Origin of the sequence: Mycobacterium sp. 29Ha, assembly GCF_032883055.1 — a bacterium.
GTDB lineage: Bacteria > Actinomycetota > Actinomycetes > Mycobacteriales > Mycobacteriaceae > Mycobacterium > Mycobacterium gallinarum.
This window is the reverse complement of sequence record NZ_JAMQTI010000021.1, coordinates 60527-78842: the sequence shown is the minus strand read 5'-3', so window position 1 is coordinate 78842 and position 18316 is coordinate 60527. Positions and strand designations below refer to the sequence as shown.

The window sequence follows — 18316 nt, the reverse complement described above, 5'->3', positions numbered from 1 at the left end:
CACCCGCGACGGCCCGTTGACTGGCAGGCTGAACAGCTGTGAACAGGACCGGACCCTTCGCAATCGGTGATCGAGTGCAGCTCACCGACGCGAAGGGCAGGCACTACACCATGGTCTTGACTCCCGGCGGGGAGTTCCACACCCACCGCGGCATCATCGACCTCGACAGCGTGATCGGGCTGCCCGAGGGGAGCGTGATCAAGTCCACCAACGGTGATCAGTTCCTCGTGTTGCGCCCGCTGCTCGTCGACTACGTGATGTCGATGCCCCGCGGCGCACAGGTCGTCTACCCAAAGGACGCCGCCCAGATCGTGCACGAAGGGGACATCTTCCCCGGTGCACGCGTGCTGGAGGCCGGCGCGGGCTCCGGTGCGCTGACGTGCTCGCTGCTGCGCGCCGTCGGCCCCGAGGGAAAGGTCACGTCGTACGAGGTGCGTGAGGATCACGCCGAGCACGCGGTGCGCAACGTCACGACCTTCTTCGGGGGACGTCCTGATAACTGGGAGCTGGTGACCGCGGACATCGGCGACTACGCCGGGCCTGAAGTGGATCGCGTCGTGCTCGACATGCTGGCGCCCTGGGAGGTGCTCGGCTCCGTCGCGAACGCGCTGGTGGCCGGCGGGGTCCTGATGATCTACGTCGCGACGGTGACCCAGTTGTCGCGAACGGTCGAGGCCCTCCGCGAGCAGAAGTGCTGGACCGAACCGCGAGCATGGGAGAGCATGCAGCGCGGCTGGCACGTCGTCGGGCTGGCCGTGCGTCCGCAGCACACGATGCGGGGGCACACGGCATTCCTGATCAACGTACGCAAATTGGCGCCGGGTGCGATTGCGCCGATGCCGCTGCGGCGCAAGCGCCAACTCGGCGGCGGAATCTGATTCGTCGGCTCGTACGAGTGCCTAGTCGTCGGTACTGCGACGCAGATCCCGCCGCGCCGAGAGCAGCTCCACCTCGGGGCGTGCCGCCACGAGCCGCTCGGCGGCGTCGAGCACCTCGACGACATGGCTGCGATCGGCCGACACCATCGCGATGCCCACGCCTGCACGGCGATGCAGGTCCATCGAGCCGGTTTCCGCAGCCGACACCGCGAACCGGCGGCGCAGTTCGGCGATGAGCGGACGGATGACCGACCGCTTCTGCTTGAGCGAGTGCACATCCCCGAGCAGGAGGTCGAATTCGAGCGAGCCGATCCACATCCGCCGGTTCCTAGCGCGGGGGTGACGGAGGCGCAGGCCCGCTGGGTGTCTGGGGCCCCGCACTCTCGCCCGGTTGCAGCAGCTCGTCAGCGGTCTTACGGGTCAGCTGCCACGAATTGTCGACGAAGACGAACTCCATCGGGAAGCTGAAGTCGCCGGCTTGCGGATTGCCGGTCTTGAGGCTGATGAGAGCCGACACCGTGCCGGGCGGATCCTGGACCCAGCGCAGATCTCGAGCCTCGAACGTGGCCGGTGCGTAGCCGTTCTGGATCAGCGCCTGTCCGAACTTGTCCATCGCGGTCGCGTCAGCCTGCGTGCCGGATTCGATCAGCCCGTCCTTTTCCGCGCCCGGGATGTTTGCATCTGCTATGCGGTTCATCACATCGGACAGCGCTTCCGGCGGCGGCAGCGGCGCACCGGGCGGGCCGGGCGGCTCCTGAACGAGGGGCGAGGTCGCCGACGTCGCGGTCGCCGCCTCCGGTTGTTTCTGCTCGGTGTCCGCACTACATGCGCCAAGCCCGAGCGCCGCCGCAATTGCGGCGGCGCTCAGGATCACGGCACCGGTCGTGCGGTGCGTTGATTGTCTAGCCGACAGCCGACATCAACGCCATGAGCGACTGCTTGGACATCTGCCAGCCGGTGGGGCTGGGTCCGGGAACGAACGTGATGTTCTGGCTCGCGACGCCGCCGTTGGCGGCCGTTGCCGTCACGTCGGCGGTGAAGCCGGGACCGCTCGGAACGATATTGGCCAGGCTGAACGAAAGTGGGAACTTGCCTTCGGCCTGCGCCTCGCGCAACTTGTTGTCGGCGACGCGGCCTTCGATCCGGCCGATGCCGCCCTGGATGTACGGCGCCTTGGACGCGGAGAGACCGGGAGCCCCGAGCGCCTGAAGCGTCGCAAGCAGCGGGCCCTGCACGTCAGACTGGGGCTGTTGCGGCAGCGGGATGTCCCACACGACCGGCGCCACGCGAGGTGAGGTCATCGCATCCGAGGATGCAATGGAAGTCACACCTACCGCGGCACCGGCGATGACGGCGGCTGCTGCCGCGCCGCTAACGAGGGCTTTCAGGGTCACGTTTGTCCTTTCGATGGGCCCAACTCAGGAATGAGGTTAACAAGTGACGCTGGTGTGTCGAATTGCTAGAGCGCACACAAAGGCTGAATCGCCGGTAGCTTTGAAGTTGTTACTGCACCAACATCGGGTGCGGGGAGGAGCGCAATATGAGCGAGTCCGAGCGTTCTGAAGGATTTGGGACACCCCATGAGTCCGGCATGTCCAGCGATGAGGCAGCCGAACTCGAAGAGCTGCGCCGCGAGGCCGCCCTGCTACGCGAGCAGCTCGAGAGTGCCGTAGGACCGCAAAGCGGTTTGCGCAGCGCGCGCGATGTGCACCAACTCGAAGCCCGGATCGACTCCCTTGCCGCCCGAAACGCCAAGCTGATGGAAACCCTCAAGGAAGCGCGGCAGCAATTGCTCGCGCTACGTGAGGAAGTCGACCGACTGGGTCAGCCGCCCAGCGGATACGGTGTGCTGCTGTCGGTCCAGGACGACGAGACGGTGGACGTCTTCACCTCGGGCCGCAAGATGCGGCTGACGTGCTCGCCGAACATCGACATCGAGACCCTCAAGCAGGGTCAGACGGTTCGCCTCAACGAGGCGCTGACTGTGGTCGAGGCCGGCCACTTCGAAGCCGTCGGTGAGATCAGCACCCTGCGCGAGATCCTTGCCGACGGGCACCGCGCGCTCGTGGTGGGACATGCGGACGAGGAGCGCATCGTCTGGTTGGCTGAGCCGCTGGTCGCCGCCGAGTTCCTGCCCGACGAACCAGAAGCCGAAGACGGTGACGACGACCGTCCGCGCAGGCTGCGGCCGGGCGACTCACTGCTGGTCGACACCAAAGCTGGGTATGCGTTCGAGCGCATCCCCAAGGCCGAAGTCGAGGATCTGGTCCTCGAAGAGGTCCCCGATGTGAGCTACAACGACATCGGCGGTCTGGGCCGGCAGATCGAGCAGATCCGCGACGCCGTCGAGCTGCCGTTCCTGCACAAGGAGCTCTATCGCGAGTACTCGCTGCGGCCCCCGAAGGGTGTGCTGCTGTACGGCCCTCCGGGCTGCGGTAAGACGCTGATCGCCAAAGCGGTGGCGAACTCGCTGGCGAAGAAGATGGCCGAGGTTCGCGGCGACGACGCCCGCGAGGCGAAGTCGTACTTCCTCAACATCAAGGGCCCCGAGCTGCTGAACAAGTTCGTCGGCGAGACCGAACGTCATATCCGGTTGATCTTCCAGCGGGCTCGGGAAAAGGCGTCCGAAGGCACGCCGGTGATCGTGTTCTTCGACGAGATGGACTCGATCTTCCGTACCCGCGGCACCGGTGTGAGCTCCGATGTGGAGACCACGGTTGTCCCGCAGCTGCTATCGGAGATCGATGGTGTCGAGGGTCTGGAGAACGTGATCGTCATCGGTGCCTCCAACCGTGAGGACATGATCGATCCCGCGATCCTGCGGCCCGGCCGTTTGGATGTGAAGATCAAGATCGAGCGCCCAGACGCCGAAGCGGCACAGGACATCTTCTCGAAGTATCTGGTCGAGGAACTTCCCGTTCACGCCGATGATCTCGCCGAGTTCGGTGGCGACCGAGCGGCATGCCTGAAGGCGATGATCGAGAAGGTCGTCGACCGGATGTACGCCGAGATCGACGACAACCGGTTCCTCGAAGTCACCTACGCCAACGGTGACAAGGAAGTCATGTACTTCAAGGACTTCAACTCCGGCGCCATGATCCAGAACGTGGTCGACCGGGCGAAGAAGAACGCGATCAAGTCGGTGCTGGAGACGGGGCAGCCTGGTCTCCGCATACAGCATCTGCTCGACTCGATCGTCGACGAATTCGCCGAGAACGAAGACCTGCCCAACACCACCAATCCTGATGACTGGGCACGGATTTCGGGCAAGAAGGGCGAGCGGATCGTTTACATCCGCACGCTGGTCACCGGCAAGTCGTCGAGCGCTTCACGCGCGATCGATACCGAGTCGAATCTGGGCCAGTACCTGTAACTGCACTGGCCCAGATCAACACGTCTCGGACTATTCGCAGAGGTTGGCGGCGGCCGCGTCGTAGAGCACCTGTGCGTGCTCCGCGGTGATGTCGTTGCTGGTGTTTGTGTAGATCGAGACCACAGTGGTGCCCTCCGGGATGCCCGCTGCGATCTCGTTGCATACCGCCTGGCCCATCTGCAGGGCCGCGTCGTTGGGTTCTATACCGCCCGCCTGGACTGCGTCGAAAAAGGCTGCGTCATCCGCGTAGGCCGGTGCCGCGAGGGCGAGGCCAAGTGCCAACGCTCCAATTGACGAGACTACGAGCTTCTTCATAGTCGAATTCCCTTCACCCTTTTGTTGCGCAGCGTTTTCCGAACCCGGGTGCGATCAGGGCGATCACTCGGCACGTTGCATTGGCGGAGTTTATGGCGAAATAGTCGTTACCGTCAATTTATTGTGTTGTTATCGTCCCTTTATTGCGATAACCACAATTGACCTGCGCGAACGCCCGATACCTGGGTAATTTCGCGGTATGTCTGACGACGGTGTCACGCTGATAGGCGACGTATTCGGGAAGCGCTACGGCGAGGTGTTACTGGTCCGGAACGGCGATTCGGGGCCCGAGGCCACCGTGTACAACACATTTCCGCTCAACGACTGTCCGGCCGAACTGTGGGACAAGTTGGACGCCACCGCCATCGCGGCGGAAAACGACGCGGTCGCCGCGCTTCTCAACGGACCTCGTTATTGGCTGATGAGTAGCATCGGCAAGCGTGATCGAAATGACTTGGAACACAAAAGCTTCGGCGGGCTCGAGATGCTCCGACAGGCGACTGTGAAACTTTCGTCGATGAATCCCGCGCCCTACCAGCCGAACCGGGTCGACCGAAAGGCACTGTTCACGTTCGATGCAGGTCGCGAGATCTATGAACTCATCGATCCCGACGGCAGGCGCTGGGTGATGCAGACGTTCAGCCAGACCGTCGACCCCAACTTGGCGCTAGCCGATCTGCCGGGTCTTGCCAATCGCCTGTCGCTGCCGGACGGCTGGCGCTACGAAGCGCGCACACCCACATCAACGCTCCGTGTCGACACCACGAACTCCGACGCCAGCGTGACGCAGGACGACCTGGCGAACAGTTATTCGCTTCAGGCGCAGTCCTAGCCTGTGTCCATCGCGAGATAGGCGTCGCGGCCTGCCAGGCTCACTGCCACGTCGGAAATCAGCGGGTCGAAGAAACGCTCCCGGTAGATCGGGTCGACGCTGGTGCTGACGGTGAAGTACAGGCCCGACAGCACCGCCACAAACAGCGAGACGTGCACGATGGTTTGTGCCACCGGCACATGAACACCGAACCACGTTCCCGCGCAGGGCGGTTCGCCGACCGGGCACGACTCCTCGGCAGACCACAGCACCGCGACGTCGTCGGGCACCGCGACGATCCCGAGCGCCACGAAGAACACAAACAGGCCCGTCGTGAAGAGCACCACCTGGATCGCCTGTGCCACCACCATCACCGCAACGACATTGACCTGCTCGGCGAATGACAGCGCGGTGCGCGGGGGCGCGTGGCCATCGGAGGTCTCGAGCGGCGTCCCTTCCAGCAGTTTGGCCGGGTCTCTTTGTCCGGCCCGGTCTTCACGCAACGCCTTCACTTCGTCGCGGATGGTCGCCACCATGAACAGGATCGCCACGACGGCAAGGAATCCGATGGTCTGCCAGAGCCTTTCGCGAGTCATCCGGGCCGCCAGCTGCCACAGCTCACCGGTGAAATACACCACCACCGTCAGCATCAGAAGCGGCAGCGCACGGCTCATCAACGTGCCGAGCGCGCCCACCTGTAACCATGCGAACCTGAACGCCCACAGCGCAATTGAACCGATGCCGATGTAGGTCAGCCAGATCGCAAGCACCGCAACGAACGCGAATCCGACGATCTCGGCCATGGCGATCCCGGAGAAGCCGCTGTCGGCGAACGGCAGTCCGAGCACGAACAGAGCCATCACGAGCAGGGCAGCCGTCCTGCGGCCCGCCTCGCCGCGCGTGGTACCGGAGCGGTGCAGCAGGTAGAGCGCAAACGGGGCGGCGATCAAGGCCAGGGTGAGAACGCCGAGCCGGATCGCGTAGCCGTAGTCGGGGTCGCCATCGGTCAGCTCGGTCAGCGTCATCGTCAGCGCGATCAGCGCGCCGATACCGCTGACCATCGGGGCCGACCGGTCAATCAGCGCGCGCGACCGGACCCGCCGCGTCAAGACCAACGGCAGCCCGCGATGGAGAAACCATTCGTGGACGCCCCGCATGTCGGACACGCGCATATTGTGCGGGAAACCGCGGCTGAGTAGGCGTCAGCGCGCCGGAACTGCCGCCCGGTAGCGGCTGCGGGCCACCAAGGTGAGCCTGAGTTCGTCGCTCAGCGGATCGAGGAACTGCTTTCGGTATTCGCCGTCGCCCGCGGATTTTGCGCTGACGTACATGAATGTCAGCGCGCCGAGGAACATCGTGACCTGAATCAACGACTGGGGCACCGGGATCGTCATCCCGAGGAATGTTCCATCGCTCGACCCCTCACCGCGGGTCCACGCCGACAGCAACTCAGGCGACAGCAGGATCAGACCGAGAATCAGGAAGATCAACGCCGTGACGATGGCAACGACGAAGATGTGGGCGAGTTGCGAAACCGCAAGCACAAACATCACATTGAGCCGTTCGGCGCGATTGAGGGTCTGCGTCCCGGACGGATCCGGCATCGCCGAAAAGGGAGTGTCGGCCAGTTCCGCACCACGATCGGCAGCAGCATCCGGAGCCTCTATCACCGGCCGGAAACGGTCGATGGTGACGGCCACCACGAAGGCCGCGGCGATCAGCGAGAGGAACATCAAGGCCAGCCACAACCGGCTGCGCGAGATGCTGGCCGCCATCAGCCACACCGGCGAATTGAAGAACACCAAAAACGTCAGAAGCAACACCGGCAGCGCGCGAATCATCAGCGTGCCCACCGCGGCCAGGTGGGACAAGGTCTTGCGCGCGGTCCACGACAGAATGGATCCAAGGCCGGTCGCGGTCATCGCCAAGATGGTGGCGACCACCACCGCTTCGAAGATCAGATCTGCCAGCACCCGGGGGCTCGGACCGCCGATGATGCCGCCCGCAATCCCAAACACCAGCGCGGCGGTCGCCGCGACGGTGCGGCCCCGCACGGTGGAGATTCTGGACACCAGCCAGCCCACCAGCGACGCAATGGGCAGAACGAGGACGACCAATCCCAGTACGAACCACTCGGTGCGGGTCGGCCCACCCTCGATGTCGATCGTGTGCTTACCGGTCACCTCGACGACGACGGCGGAATTGACCATGAACACCGCGAATGCCGCCAGCGCCGGCGCCGATCGCGGCCAGAGGCGGCGCACCAGCCGTCCTGGTCGCAACACCGCGGGCAGCCCGCGGTCGAGGAACCAGGCGTCCGCCGCCCGCCGTTGTTGAACGTCAATCATGGAGCACCCGCCGCTGCGGGTTGTCGGTCAACTGGATCGCCGCCCGCCACAACAACAGTCCGGTCTGCACGCCGACGGCGATGGACATCATCGAGATCAGCGTCGCGGTGAACGGACTCTCGGTCGCGTAGTGCTCAGCGGCGGAGGCGTCCCTGTCAGACGGCACGGTCGCAGGCTACTTCGGTCCGTCCCCTAGGCTGGGCAGATGCAACGGATTATCGGAACAGAGGTCGAGTACGGCATCTCGTCGCCGTCCGATCCCACCGCGAATCCGATATTGACCTCCACCCAAGCGGTGCTGGCGTACGCGGCGGCCGCGGGCATTCAGCGAGCCAAACGTACGCGCTGGGACTACGAGGTCGAATCGCCCCTTCGCGATGCCCGCGGGTTCGATCTGAGCCGGTCAGCAGGTCCGCCGCCGGTGGTGGACGCCGACGAGGTCGGCGCGGCCAACATGATCCTTACCAACGGCGCCCGACTGTACGTCGACCACGCACATCCGGAGTACTCCGCGCCGGAGTGCACCGACCCGCTGGACGCGGTGATCTGGGACAAGGCCGGCGAGCGGGTGATGGAGGCCGCAGCGCGCCACGTCGCGAGCGTGCCAGGAGCCGCCAAGCTGCAGCTTTACAAGAACAACATCGACAACAAGGGCGCCTCCTACGGGTCCCACGAGAACTACCTCATGAGCCGTCAAACGCCGTTCTCGGCGGTCATTGCCGGGTTGACGCCGTTCCTGGTGTCGCGTCAGGTGGTGACGGGATCGGGCCGCGTCGGAATCGGGCCGTCGGGTGACGAGCCGGGCTTCCAGCTGTCACAGCGCTCCGACTACATCGAGGTCGAGGTCGGGCTCGAGACGACGCTCAAGCGCGGCATCATCAACACCCGCGATGAACCGCACGCCGACGCCGACAAATACCGCAGGCTCCACGTCATCATCGGCGACGCCAACCTGTCCGAGACGTCGACCTATCTCAAGCTCGGCACCACCGCGCTGGTGCTGGACCTGATCGAAGAGGGCATGGACCTCACCGATCTGGCCTTGGCCCGTCCCGTGCACGCCGTCCACGTCGTCAGCCGCGACCCGTCGTTGCGGGCCACGGTCGCACTCGCCGACGGCCGTGAGCTGACTGCCCTTGCGCTGCAACGGATCTATCTGGACCGGGTGGCCAAACTAGTGGACAGTCGCGACCCCGACCCGCGTGCCGCGCATGTCGTCGAAACGTGGGCCGACGTGCTCGACCTGTTGGAGCGCGACCCGATGGAGTGCGCGGAGATCCTGGACTGGCCTGCCAAGCTGCGGCTGCTGGAAGGCTTCCGCAACCGGGAGAACCTCGGCTGGTCGGCACCGCGTCTGCACCTGGTCGACCTGCAGTACTCCGACGTCCGGCTGGACAAAGGCCTGTACAACCGGCTCGTCGCACGCGGGTCGATGAAGCGACTGGTCACCGAACAGCAGGTGATCGACGCCGTGGACAACCCACCCACCGACACGCGGGCATACTTCCGTGGCGAATGTCTTCGGCGGTTCGGCGCGGACATCGCCGCGGCCAGCTGGGACTCGGTGATCTTCGACCTCGGCGGAGATTCGCTCGTCCGGATTCCCACCCTCGAGCCGCTACGCGGCAGCAAGGCCCACGTCGGCGCCCTGCTCGATTCCGTGGACAGCGCTGTCGAACTGGTGGAACAGCTCACCAACTGAGCCTCGAGGTGGCGCACTATCCACGGCATCCTGTGCGTTGACCGGTAGGGTGGAGTCACGGCGGGCTGCTATAGGCCCGCCGCAGACATACGCAGGAGGCGGCGATGGCGCAGGAGCAGACGAAGCGTGGTGGCGGCGGCGGCGATGACGACGACCCCACCGGTAGCGCAGGCGCAGGCCAGGAGCGTCGCGAGAAGCTCGCCGAAGAGACCGATGACCTGCTTGACGAGATCGATGACGTGCTGGAAGAGAACGCTGAGGACTTCGTTCGCGCGTACGTCCAGAAGGGTGGCCAGTGACCTGGCCGAATCGCGAACAGCTGGCCTTTCCCTCCCCACTCCCAGGCGTGCCGTCCGTTCCCGTGGACCTGTCGTCCTTCTCTGAGCTGCTACGGCGCCAGGCACCTGAATTGCTTCCGGTGAACAAGCACGGCGTCGTGCCGACGGATGCGGTTCCGCACGGTACGACGATCGTGGCGTTGAAGTACCCGGGCGGCGTGGTGATGGCGGGTGACCGCCGTTCGACGCAGGGCAACATGATCGCCGGTCGCGACGTGCAGAAGGTCTACATCACCGACGACTACACCGCGACGGGCATCGCAGGCACCGCGGCCATCGCGGTGGAATTCGCTCGGCTGTACGCCGTCGAACTCGAGCACTACGAAAAGCTCGAGGGCGTCGCACTGACGTTCGCAGGCAAGGTGAACCGGTTGGCCACCATGGTCCGGGGCAATCTCGGTGCGGCACTTCAGGGCTTCGTCGCGCTGCCGTTGCTCGCTGGCTACGACCTGGACGACCCCAATCCGGTGGCGGCGGGCCGCATCGTGTCGTTCGACGCGGCGGGCGGCTGGAACTTCGAAGACGAGGGTTACCAGTCGGTGGGCTCGGGTTCGATCTTCGCCAAGTCGTCGATGAAGAAGCTCTATGCACAGGTCTCCGACGCCGACTCCGCACTTCGGGTCGCCGTCGAAGCGCTCTACGACGCCGCTGACGACGACTCCGCGACGGGCGGGCCGGATCTGGTGCGCGGCATCTACCCGACCGCGGTCGTCATCGGCGCGGACGGAGCCGAAGAGGTTCCGGAGGAGCGCATCGCGCAGTTTGCCCGACAGATCATCGAAAGTCGTTCCAGAGCAGACACATTCGGCCCGGATGCGACGCATCGATCCACGGACGCCCGGGGAGAGTCGTGAGCTTTCCGTATTTCATCTCGCCCGAGCAGGCGATGCGCGAGCGCTCGGAGCTCGCGCGCAAAGGTATTTCCCGCGGACGCAGCGTGGTCGTACTGGCGTACGCCGACGGTGTCCTGTTCGTTGCCGAGAACCCGTCGCGCTCACTGCAGAAGGTCAGCGAGCTGTACGACCGCGTCGGCTTCGCGGCCGTCGGTCGGTTCAACGAGTTCGACAATCTGCGCCGCGGCGGAATTCAGTACGCCGACACTCGGGGCTACGCCTACGCCCGTCGCGATGTCACCGGACGTCAGCTGGCCAACGTATACGCCCAGACGCTCGGCACGATCTTCACCGAGCAGGCCAAGCCGTACGAAGTCGAGCTCTGCGTGGCCGAGGTGGCACATTTCGGTGAAACGAAAGCGCCTGAGCTGTACCGGATCACCTACGACGGGTCGATCGCCGACGAACCGCATTTCGTGGTCATGGGCGGCACCACCGAACCGATCGCCGAGAAGCTCAACGAGTCCTACACCGAAAACGCCGGCCTTTCGGACGCCGCGAAGATCGCGATCGAGGCGTTGAAGGCCGGCGGCAACGGTGAGCCGCGCACGCTAGGGGCAGCGACCCTCGAGGTCGCCGTCCTGGATGTGAACCGGCCGCGTCGCGCCTTCCGGCGGATCACCGGCTCGGCGCTGGAGGCGCTGTTGCCCGTAGCGGACGCCGGGGAAGGCGAACCGGAGGCGACGTAGTCCTCAGGCGGCGTCGCTCGGGCGCGCCCGAATGAGGACGAGCTCGGCGAATTGGTCGGGACATTCGAGTGGCGTGAAATGCCCGGCATCGAACGCGAAATGCAGCTCCACATCGCTGAAGTAGGAGTCGAGGCGGTCGGACCACTCACGCGGGAACAGCGGATCATGCTGGGGCCACAGCACATCGGTGGGCACATGTATTTTTATGGCGCGATCCGGCGGCAATTCGGAGAGTGACTGGGCGATCATTCCCGCGCCGGCGCGGTACCACGCGATGGACGCGGTGAATGCTCCGGGCAGCGCATAGTCGGATACCAACCGCTCCAGATCATCCTCGGGGACAACGAAATTCGGTGCGGACCAATGCGACCAGAAGTGCCGAAGATATTCCCTGACGGCGTCGGGATTGCCATCGATCAGCTGCGCGGCGAGCGGCAGTTGGTGGAACCCTTGATACCAGAACTCGCTCTGCGCCCGGGCGGTCAGCACCCGGTCACCGGCACCGGGCAGTGGGGGAGAGAGCACCAACGCCGACACCAGGTCGGGTTCCATCCGGGCGACGCTCTGGGCGACCCGGCTGCCGACGTCATATCCCGCGAGCACCACCTGGGAAAGCCCGAGTTCTTTGATGAGACCGATGATGCTGGCCGCTTGCGCGGTGGCGCTGTAGAAGTGGCGGACGGCGACGGCGTGCTTGTCGGATCCGCCGAATCCGCGCAGGTCGGGGACGACGACATCGGTGGCCCCGGACAGCAGCGGCGTGACCCGTCGATAGTCGTGGCGGTTGCCGGGCCAGCCGTGCAGCAACACCACCGGCGGCGCGCCCTTGACGCCGAATCGGTCAAATGCGAGCCGGAAACCGTCCACCGGGGCGCTGCGCGACGACATCGGCCCATTCTGGCCGTCGTTCGACGGTAATGGCTGGTTTTGCCACCGTTAACCGGTCATCTGGATTCGCTCACGGTCGCCGGTGATCACCGCCAGGATGTTGCGCCAGGAGTCAGAAGGCGCATTCAGCACATCGGAATGCGCATCGATTCCGGCCATGAGTCGGCCGTCGTCGTAATAGCCTGTCGCCAAATGGATTACGCCCGGCATCTCATCCGGGTCGGCGCCGTGCGGACCACGCGGCAGGCCCTGCACGACCTGGATGAAGTCACCTGGCGCTGTCATCGAGTAGCGCACCACGTCGGGATTACGGTTGTGCCATTCACTCGGCTCCTGAACTCCGACACCCGCGCCCGCGGCCGCGACATACATCGTCTGGTCGGCGGTGAGGCCCAACGCTTCGGCGGTGCCCAGGATCGAGCCGCCGTAGGAGTGGCCGATGTAGGTGACCGGCACGGGCGCACGGCCCGCCGCCTGCGTGTCGACGGTGCGGTCGACGTCCTCGCTGAACGCCACCAACCGAGGTGCCATGTCCAGCGCGTATCGCGGGCTGGCGGCGTCTACGACACCCGAAACGAGATTGCCGCGGGGAAACGGTCCACCCAGGTACGTCAGGACCGCCACATCGCCACCGCCGGCAGCGACAAAGCGGCGGGCCGTCGCCGTGTTTGCGGCCGACCCCTCGATCGTCGTGTTCATGCCTGGAATCAGCACCGCGACGCTGCGGGCCGACGCCAGATCGCCGGTGAGCTCCACGAGCGAGGCTCTCGCCGGGTCGAACGCCACGATCTGCCGGTCGACGCGACGCCCGCCGCCTGCCGGATCGTCGACCTCACCGAGCAGCGTGCGGTAGAAGGCGGCGCGGTGCGGATCGGGTTCGTCAAGGATCGCCTGGGCGATGTTGGTGCGATTCGCCGCGATGCGCATGCCCCAGGGCACACCATCCGTATTGCCGACCTGGCGAGGGAAGTCGGCGACGAGCCTGTCCCGCTGTTCGGGCGTCATGGCCGCGATCTGGTCAGCGATCCGATCCTGACCCATCACGGGCCAGCCGGCCACGACGTCGCCGGCCGCAGCCGCGGCGGGCATTGTCGCGGCGGGCACCGAAACCGGGGTGGCGAGCGCCTCCTCGATGTCGCGGGCGGCATCCGCGTCCGCCGCCCCGAGCCGGTCGAGCGCGTCGACCAGGTGCCGGGTCAGCTCTTGAGCCCGGACGAGGAGCAGGTCGTCGGCCACCCCCGCGTTCCCGCCCGACAGTGCGATCAGCAACGATGACGGCGCGTCGTGGACGGATACCGTGCCGTCGTCGGAGACCGCGAAGCCTCCGGACTCGGCGATCCCCACCAGATCCAGCACTGCGGAGCGGGCGATCGCGATCTGCTCGGCAGCGTCATGGGCCGCAATCGCGGCGAGCACCATCGCCCGGGCCAGCGCATCGGAGGCCCGCCCCACCGTGAGGGCTTCGTCACGGGCGGCCTCGGCCGCCGAGCCCGTCCACACCTGCTGCGCGCCGACGACCCCCTGGATCACGCCGTCGACACCGGCGTGCACATCGGTCACCGCGGCCTGCCAGCTGGCTGCGGCCTCACGCAGCGAGTTCGGTTGCCACGCTTGCGCATCGGACACAGTCGGACGCGTTCTGCCCCCCATGCCTCATGCTGACAGATCGGACCCCAGCGGCGCCCGAGTTATCCACAGGGGCGGAGCCCCGCTGCGCCTCTCCCAAACCAACGGCACCGTCAACAGCTTTGTTCCGCGCGGCAGCACTCCGCGTCCGACCAGCAACCAGTAGTCTCGAACAGGTGCAGCGACGAATCATGGGCATCGAGACCGAGTTCGGTGTCACCTGCACGTTCCACGGCCACCGTCGGCTCAGCCCCGACGAGGTCGCCCGGTACCTTTTCCGGCGCGTGGTGTCGTGGGGCCGCAGCTCCAACGTATTTCTGCGCAACGGCGCCCGGCTCTATCTCGATGTGGGCTCTCATCCTGAGTACGCCACCGCCGAATGCGACAGCCTCGTCCAACTGGTCACCCATGACCGCGCCGGTGAGCGCGTGCTGGAAGACCTGCTGATCGACGCCGAGCAGCGACTGGCCGACGAGGGCATCGGCGGCGACATCTACCTGTTCAAGAACAACACCGACTCGGCGGGCAACTCGTACGGCTGCCACGAGAACTACCTGATCGTGCGTGCCGGCGAGTTCTCCCGCATCTCCGACGTGCTGTTGCCGTTCCTGGTGACCCGCCAGCTGATCTGCGGCGCGGGCAAGGTGCTGCAGACGCCGAAGGCGGCGACGTTCTGTCTGTCCCAGCGTGCCGAGCACATCTGGGAAGGCGTCTCCTCGGCGACGACGCGGTCCCGGCCGATCATCAACACCCGCGACGAGCCGCACGCCGACGCCGAGAAATACCGCAGGCTGCACGTCATCGTCGGCGACTCCAACATGTGCGAGTCGACCACCATGCTCAAGGTGGGTACGGCGTCGCTGGTGCTCGAGATGATCGAGGCCGGCGTCGCATTCCGCGACTTCTCGCTGGACAACCCCATACGGGCGATCCGCGAGGTCAGCCATGACCTCACCGGCCGGCGGCCCGTCCGGCTGGCGGGTGGCAGGCAGGCCAGCGCCCTCGACATCCAGCGCGAGTACTACGCCCGCGCGGTCGAGTATCTGGAGAGCCGCGAGCCCAACACTCAGATCCAGCAGGTGGTCGACCTGTGGGGCCGGCAGCTCGATGCCGTGGAGAGCCAGGACTTCGCCAAGGTCGACACCGAGATCGACTGGGTCATCAAGCGCAAGCTGTTCCAGCGCTACCAGGACCGCTACAACATGGAACTGTCCGACCCGAAGATCAGCCAGCTGGACCTGGCCTACCACGACATCAAGCGGGGCAGGGGTGTTTTCGACCTGCTGCAACGCAAGGGGCTGGCCGCGCGGATCACCACGGACGAGGAAATCGAGGCCGCGGTGAACACCCCGCCCCAGACCACCAGGGCCAAGCTGCGCGGCGAGTTCATCTACGCCGCACAGGAGGCGGGTCGCGATTTCACCGTCGACTGGGTCCACCTCAAGCTGAACGATCAGGCGCAGCGCACCGTGCTGTGCAAGGACCCGTTCCGGTCGGTCGACGAACGCGTCAAGCGGTTGATCGCCTCTATGTGAGGCGGCGGTGCAGCGACACCGCATAGTCGCCGCCGTCGAACGGTTCGCGATCCCAGGTCGCCCAGCGATCGACCAACTCCAGGCCCGCGGCGGCGCAGGCCGTGTCGTAGTGCTCGAGGGTCAGCCGGCCTGTGGTGAGCTGGAATCCCGCGACGAACAAACCGCCGGGCGCCAGATGCGATGCGAGCTGGGAGATGACCGTCGCCTCGGTTCCGCGGGCGACGAAGATCATCACGTTGCCCGCCAGCACGACGACGTCGAACTCCGAGTCCAGATGCGCGCTGGCTTCGCTCAGATCGGCCAGGATCCACCGCAGGTCAGGTGCCTTGGCGCGGGCCGCGGCGAGCATGGCCTCGTCGAGGTCCATGCCGGTCACCGAGAATCCGCGGGCCGCGAGCTCGATCGCCACCCGGCCGGTCCCGCACCCCGCATCGAGCACGCGACGTCCACCCGTCACGCGGAGCAGCGACTCGACGAGATCGGCCTCGCCGTGGACACTCTGACCTGCGGCGGCCAGCTGACGCCACCTCGCGTCGTAGGCGTCGCCGCGGGGCGCGTCGGTGTCCTGCCAACGACTGCTCACAACTCACCCTAAGCTCATACGAGTGGCGATTTCCAAAGTCGAACGGTTGATGAACCTCGTCATCGCCTTGCTGTCGACACGCACCTTCATCACCGCCGAGCGAATCCGCGAGACGGTGTCCGGTTACTCCGACAGCGCGAGCGACGAGGCGTTCTCCCGCATGTTCGAACGCGACAAGAACGAACTGCGCGATCTGGGCATCCCGTTGGAGACGGGCCGGGTATCGCAGTTCGATCCCACCGAGGGGTATCGCATCAACCGCGAGGCGTACGCGTTGCCCGCCGTCGAGTTGACCGCCGACGAGGCCGCGGCCGTCGCCGTGGCCACGCAGCTGTGGGAGTCTCCGGAGCTCATCACCGCGACGCAGGGCGCGCTGCTCAAGCTGAGGGCCGCGGGTACCGACATCGAGGCCGACGACGTCGCTATCGCGATCACCTCGACCGGAGCGTTGCCGAGCATGCGCGGTTCGGAAGAGGTGCTGGGAATCCTGTTGTCCGCCATCGATTCCGGGCAGGCAGTGCAGTTCCCACACCGGCCTACCCGCAGCGACCCTTACGTCACGCGAACCGTCGAGCCATGGGGCGTCATCACCAACAGGGGACGTTGGTACCTGGTGGGACACGATCGCGACCGTGACGACACGCGCACGTTCCGGCTGTCCCGCATCGGCGCCGAGGTGACGCCGATCGGCCCGCAAGGTGCGGTGAAGCGGCCCCAGGGGGTCGATCTGCGCGAAACCGTCGAACGTGCGGTGGGCGAGTGGCCCGCGGCCGGTGAGGCGAAGGTATGGGTCGCAGACGGGCGCGCCACCGCGTTACGACGCCGCGCCACGGTCATCGGACCGCGCACCATCGGCGGCCGGACCGGTGAGGAGATCCAGCTGGACATCGGGATGATCGACCGATTGGCCCGAGAGGTCGCGAGCTACGGGCCCGACGCGGTCGCCCTGGAACCCGAAGCGCTGCGGGCCGACGTGATGAACCGGCTGCGTGCCCAAGCAGAACAGGCGAACGAGGTGCGCGCATGACCGCCATTTCGACGCGGCTGGTGCGGCTGCTGAACATGGTCCCGTATTTCCAGGCCAATCCGCGGATCACCTACGCCGAAGCGGCATCCGACCTCGGCGTCAGCGTCAAGCAATTGCGTGACGACCTGAACCAATTATGGATGTGCGGGCTGCCCGGTTACGGGCCGGGCGACCTGATCGACTTTGAATTCTCCGGCGACACAATCGAAGTCACATTCAGCGCCGGTATCGATCATCCACTTCGGCTGACATCGCCCGAGGCGACGGGCGTCCTGGTGGCGTTGCGTGCGCTCGCCGATGTGCCCGGCATGGTGGATCCCGAGGCCGCCCGCAGCGCCATCGCGAAGATCGAATCGGCCGCGGGTGTGGTCGGGCACGGCGAAGGTACGCCAGTGGCGGCCGTCGACGAGCCTGCTCCCATCGAGAGTGAGGCGGCCGCCGCAGTGCGGGCAGCGACGCGCGACGGACGCGCGCTCGCGATCGAGTACTACTCGGCATCGCACGATGTGCTGTCCAGTCGCATCGTCGACCCTATCCGCGTCGTCCTGGTCGCCGACCACAGCTACCTGGAGGCGTGGTGCCGCTCGGCCGAGGGTGTCCGGCTGTTCCGCTTCGACCGCATCGTCGACGCGCGCGTGCTCGACGAACCGTCGGCGCCGCCACCGCCCGCCGTGCAGGCCGGACCCGACACGTCGCTGTTCGACGCCGACCCATCGCTGCCGTCGGCCACGCTGCTGATCGAGCGATCGGCGTCCTGGATGTTCGACTACTACCCGCTGCGGGAGATCCGCGAACTGCCCGACGGCGCATGTGAGGCCGCGATGACCTACGCCTCCGAGGACTGGATGACCCGGTTTGTGCTCGGCTTCGGTTCGGCGGTGCGGGTCTCCGAACCCCAGTCGCTGGCCGACCGGGTTCGGGAATCCGCCGCCGCGGCGCTGAGCGCCTACGCGGACGCCGGGTAGACTGTCGTTGTCGTCTGGAGGTAACCAAATTGGGTGGTCTACAACCCTGGCATTGGCTGATCGTCATCGCCGTGTTCGTCCTGCTCTTCGGTGCCAAGAAGCTCCCGGACGCGGCGCGTTCGCTCGGCAAATCGATGCGCATCTTCAAGTCCGAGATCAAGGAGATGCAGTCCGACTCCAAGCCGGACACGCCGTCTTCGGATGTCGTCGGCCGGGCGGCTCCGGCTGCAACCCCGATCGCCTCGGAACGCGCCGACTCCGCCGCTATGCCGGCCCCGGAGACCGCGCCACCGGACCAACGGCCGGCCTGACCGACGCAGATCAACCGCACGCGGCCTGAGGCCG

The 18316-nt window shown here is 66.0% G+C and carries 21 protein-coding genes; 11 read left to right on the top strand and 10 right to left on the bottom strand.

All coding sequences use genetic code 11. From position 1 onward, the window contains the following. Nucleotides 1-38 precede the first annotated feature (38 nt). Nucleotides 39-878, top strand: a complete 840-nt coding sequence (locus M1248_RS24155) for a tRNA (adenine-N1)-methyltransferase (protein ID WP_163727836.1) — start codon at nt 39-41, stop codon at nt 876-878. Between the two features lie 21 nt (nt 879-899). Here the strand turns inward: M1248_RS24155 and M1248_RS24150 are convergent, their stop codons facing one another. From M1248_RS24150 to M1248_RS24140, 3 genes are read right to left on the bottom strand one after another with little or no spacing between them, the layout of a single operon-like run. Then, the gene (locus tag M1248_RS24150) at nt 900-1196 is read right to left on the bottom strand and encodes a DUF503 domain-containing protein (RefSeq protein WP_317149949.1); all 297 of its coding nucleotides are present in this window, start codon (nt 1194-1196) and stop codon (nt 900-902) included. A 10-nt stretch (nt 1197-1206) separates the two neighbouring features. Then, the gene (locus M1248_RS24145) at nt 1207-1752 is read right to left on the bottom strand and encodes a hypothetical protein (protein WP_317149948.1); all 546 of its coding nucleotides are present in this window, start codon (nt 1750-1752) and stop codon (nt 1207-1209) included. Between the two features lie 28 nt (nt 1753-1780). Then, on the bottom strand, nt 1781-2272 hold the full coding sequence (locus M1248_RS24140; RefSeq protein ID WP_163727842.1) for a hypothetical protein: 492 nt from the start codon (nt 2270-2272) through the stop codon (nt 1781-1783). A gap of 146 nt (nt 2273-2418) precedes the next feature. Between M1248_RS24140 and arc the strand changes: the two genes are divergently transcribed. After that, nucleotides 2419-4251 carry a proteasome ATPase gene (gene arc, locus M1248_RS24135; RefSeq protein ID WP_163727845.1) on the top strand — a complete coding sequence of 611 codons (1833 nt, stop codon included), beginning with the start codon at nt 2419-2421 and terminating at the stop codon, nt 4249-4251. Between the two features lie 30 nt (nt 4252-4281). Here arc and M1248_RS24130 read toward each other — a convergent pair whose 3' ends face one another. Continuing rightward, complete coding sequence (locus M1248_RS24130; protein ID WP_163727847.1) at nt 4282-4566, bottom strand: DUF732 domain-containing protein; 285 nt, start codon at nt 4564-4566, stop codon at nt 4282-4284. 199 nt (nt 4567-4765) lie between these two features. Between M1248_RS24130 and M1248_RS24125 the strand changes: the two genes are divergently transcribed. Then, complete coding sequence (locus M1248_RS24125) at nt 4766-5398, top strand: hypothetical protein (RefSeq protein ID WP_174262029.1); 633 nt, start codon at nt 4766-4768, stop codon at nt 5396-5398. Here the strand turns inward: M1248_RS24125 and M1248_RS24120 are convergent. The 3 genes from M1248_RS24120 to M1248_RS24110 are packed head-to-tail and all read right to left on the bottom strand — an operon-like array spanning nt 5395 to nt 7891. After that, the gene (locus M1248_RS24120; RefSeq protein ID WP_163727849.1) at nt 5395-6549 is read right to left on the bottom strand and encodes a hypothetical protein; all 1155 of its coding nucleotides are present in this window, start codon (nt 6547-6549) and stop codon (nt 5395-5397) included. The two genes, M1248_RS24125 and M1248_RS24120, sit on opposite strands and share 4 nt — an antisense overlap. Nucleotides 6550-6579: 30 nt before the next feature. Next, on the bottom strand, nt 6580-7725 hold the full coding sequence (locus M1248_RS24115; RefSeq protein ID WP_317149947.1) for a hypothetical protein: 1146 nt from the start codon (nt 7723-7725) through the stop codon (nt 6580-6582). Then, nucleotides 7718-7891, bottom strand: a complete 174-nt coding sequence (locus tag M1248_RS24110; protein WP_163724386.1) for a hypothetical protein — start codon at nt 7889-7891, stop codon at nt 7718-7720. Before M1248_RS24110 ends, M1248_RS24115 begins: the two co-directional genes overlap by 8 nt. 39 nt (nt 7892-7930) lie before the next feature. Between M1248_RS24110 and dop the strand changes: the two genes are divergently transcribed. From dop to prcA, 4 genes are all read left to right on the top strand, one after another. Next, entirely contained in the window at nt 7931-9427 is a 1497-nt protein-coding gene (dop, locus tag M1248_RS24105; RefSeq protein ID WP_163727853.1) for a pup deamidase/depupylase, read from the top strand. 104 nt (nt 9428-9531) lie between these two features. Further along, nucleotides 9532-9726 carry a ubiquitin-like protein Pup gene (locus tag M1248_RS24100; RefSeq protein WP_014213325.1) on the top strand — a complete coding sequence of 65 codons (195 nt, stop codon included), beginning with the start codon at nt 9532-9534 and terminating at the stop codon, nt 9724-9726. Beyond that, complete coding sequence (gene prcB, locus M1248_RS24095) at nt 9723-10619, top strand: proteasome subunit beta (RefSeq protein ID WP_163727855.1); 897 nt, start codon at nt 9723-9725, stop codon at nt 10617-10619. The genes M1248_RS24100 and prcB overlap by 4 nt, the downstream gene beginning before the upstream one ends. After that, entirely contained in the window at nt 10616-11347 is a 732-nt protein-coding gene (gene prcA, locus M1248_RS24090; RefSeq protein WP_163727858.1) for a proteasome subunit alpha, read from the top strand. Before prcB ends, prcA begins: the two co-directional genes overlap by 4 nt. A 3-nt stretch (nt 11348-11350) precedes the next feature. Here the strand turns inward: prcA and M1248_RS24085 are convergent, their stop codons facing one another. Together M1248_RS24085 and M1248_RS24080 are read right to left on the bottom strand one after the other, a co-directional pair. Continuing rightward, nucleotides 11351-12235: an alpha/beta hydrolase gene (locus tag M1248_RS24085; RefSeq protein WP_317149946.1), complete on the bottom strand. Its 885-nt coding sequence runs from the start codon at nt 12233-12235 to the stop codon at nt 11351-11353. Between the two features lie 48 nt (nt 12236-12283). After that, a complete protein-coding gene (locus M1248_RS24080) occupies nt 12284-13885 on the bottom strand; it encodes an alpha/beta hydrolase (RefSeq protein ID WP_317149945.1) in 1602 nt (533 codons plus the stop codon). Between the two features lie 152 nt (nt 13886-14037). Here M1248_RS24080 and pafA point away from each other — a divergent pair, with 152 nt between their 5' ends. Further along, nucleotides 14038-15396 (top strand): Pup--protein ligase, encoded by a 1359-nt coding sequence (gene pafA / locus M1248_RS24075; protein ID WP_174262030.1) that lies wholly within the window; start codon nt 14038-14040, stop codon nt 15394-15396. Here pafA and M1248_RS24070 read toward each other — a convergent pair. Then, nucleotides 15389-15979 carry a class I SAM-dependent methyltransferase gene (locus M1248_RS24070; protein ID WP_317149944.1) on the bottom strand — a complete coding sequence of 197 codons (591 nt, stop codon included), beginning with the start codon at nt 15977-15979 and terminating at the stop codon, nt 15389-15391. The two genes, pafA and M1248_RS24070, sit on opposite strands and share 8 nt — an antisense overlap. A 22-nt stretch (nt 15980-16001) precedes the next feature. Between M1248_RS24070 and M1248_RS24065 the strand changes: the two genes are divergently transcribed. From M1248_RS24065 to tatA, 3 genes are read left to right on the top strand one after another with little or no spacing between them, the layout of a single operon-like run. Continuing rightward, a complete protein-coding gene (locus tag M1248_RS24065; RefSeq protein WP_317149943.1) occupies nt 16002-17006 on the top strand; it encodes a YafY family protein in 1005 nt (334 codons plus the stop codon). Beyond that, nucleotides 17003-17971: a YafY family protein gene (locus M1248_RS24060; protein ID WP_317149942.1), complete on the top strand. Its 969-nt coding sequence runs from the start codon at nt 17003-17005 to the stop codon at nt 17969-17971. The genes M1248_RS24065 and M1248_RS24060 overlap by 4 nt, the downstream gene beginning before the upstream one ends. Before the next feature lie 29 nt (nt 17972-18000). Then, nucleotides 18001-18282: a Sec-independent protein translocase subunit TatA gene (tatA, locus tag M1248_RS24055; RefSeq protein ID WP_317149941.1), complete on the top strand. Its 282-nt coding sequence runs from the start codon at nt 18001-18003 to the stop codon at nt 18280-18282. Nucleotides 18283-18316: the final 34 nt, after the last annotated feature.

Coding starts and splice junctions, on each gene's coding strand:
- M1248_RS24150 (WP_317149949.1), bottom strand. CDS start 1,196: ATGTGGATCGGCTCGCTCGAATTCGACCTCCTGCTCGGGGATGTGCAC.
- arc (WP_163727845.1), top strand. CDS start 2,419: ATGAGCGAGTCCGAGCGTTCTGAAGGATTTGGGACACCCCATGAGTCC.
- M1248_RS24130 (WP_163727847.1), bottom strand. CDS start 4,566: ATGAAGAAGCTCGTAGTCTCGTCAATTGGAGCGTTGGCACTTGGCCTC.
- M1248_RS24125 (WP_174262029.1), top strand. CDS start 4,766: ATGTCTGACGACGGTGTCACGCTGATAGGCGACGTATTCGGGAAGCGC.
- M1248_RS24120 (WP_163727849.1), bottom strand. CDS start 6,549: ATGCGCGTGTCCGACATGCGGGGCGTCCACGAATGGTTTCTCCATCGC.
- M1248_RS24115 (WP_317149947.1), bottom strand. CDS start 7,725: ATGATTGACGTTCAACAACGGCGGGCGGCGGACGCCTGGTTCCTCGAC.
- dop (WP_163727853.1), top strand. CDS start 7,931: ATGCAACGGATTATCGGAACAGAGGTCGAGTACGGCATCTCGTCGCCG.
- M1248_RS24100 (WP_014213325.1), top strand. CDS start 9,532: ATGGCGCAGGAGCAGACGAAGCGTGGTGGCGGCGGCGGCGATGACGAC.
- M1248_RS24085 (WP_317149946.1), bottom strand. CDS start 12,235: ATGTCGTCGCGCAGCGCCCCGGTGGACGGTTTCCGGCTCGCATTTGAC.
- M1248_RS24080 (WP_317149945.1), bottom strand. CDS start 13,885: ATGGGGGGCAGAACGCGTCCGACTGTGTCCGATGCGCAAGCGTGGCAA.
- M1248_RS24060 (WP_317149942.1), top strand. CDS start 17,003: ATGACCGCCATTTCGACGCGGCTGGTGCGGCTGCTGAACATGGTCCCG.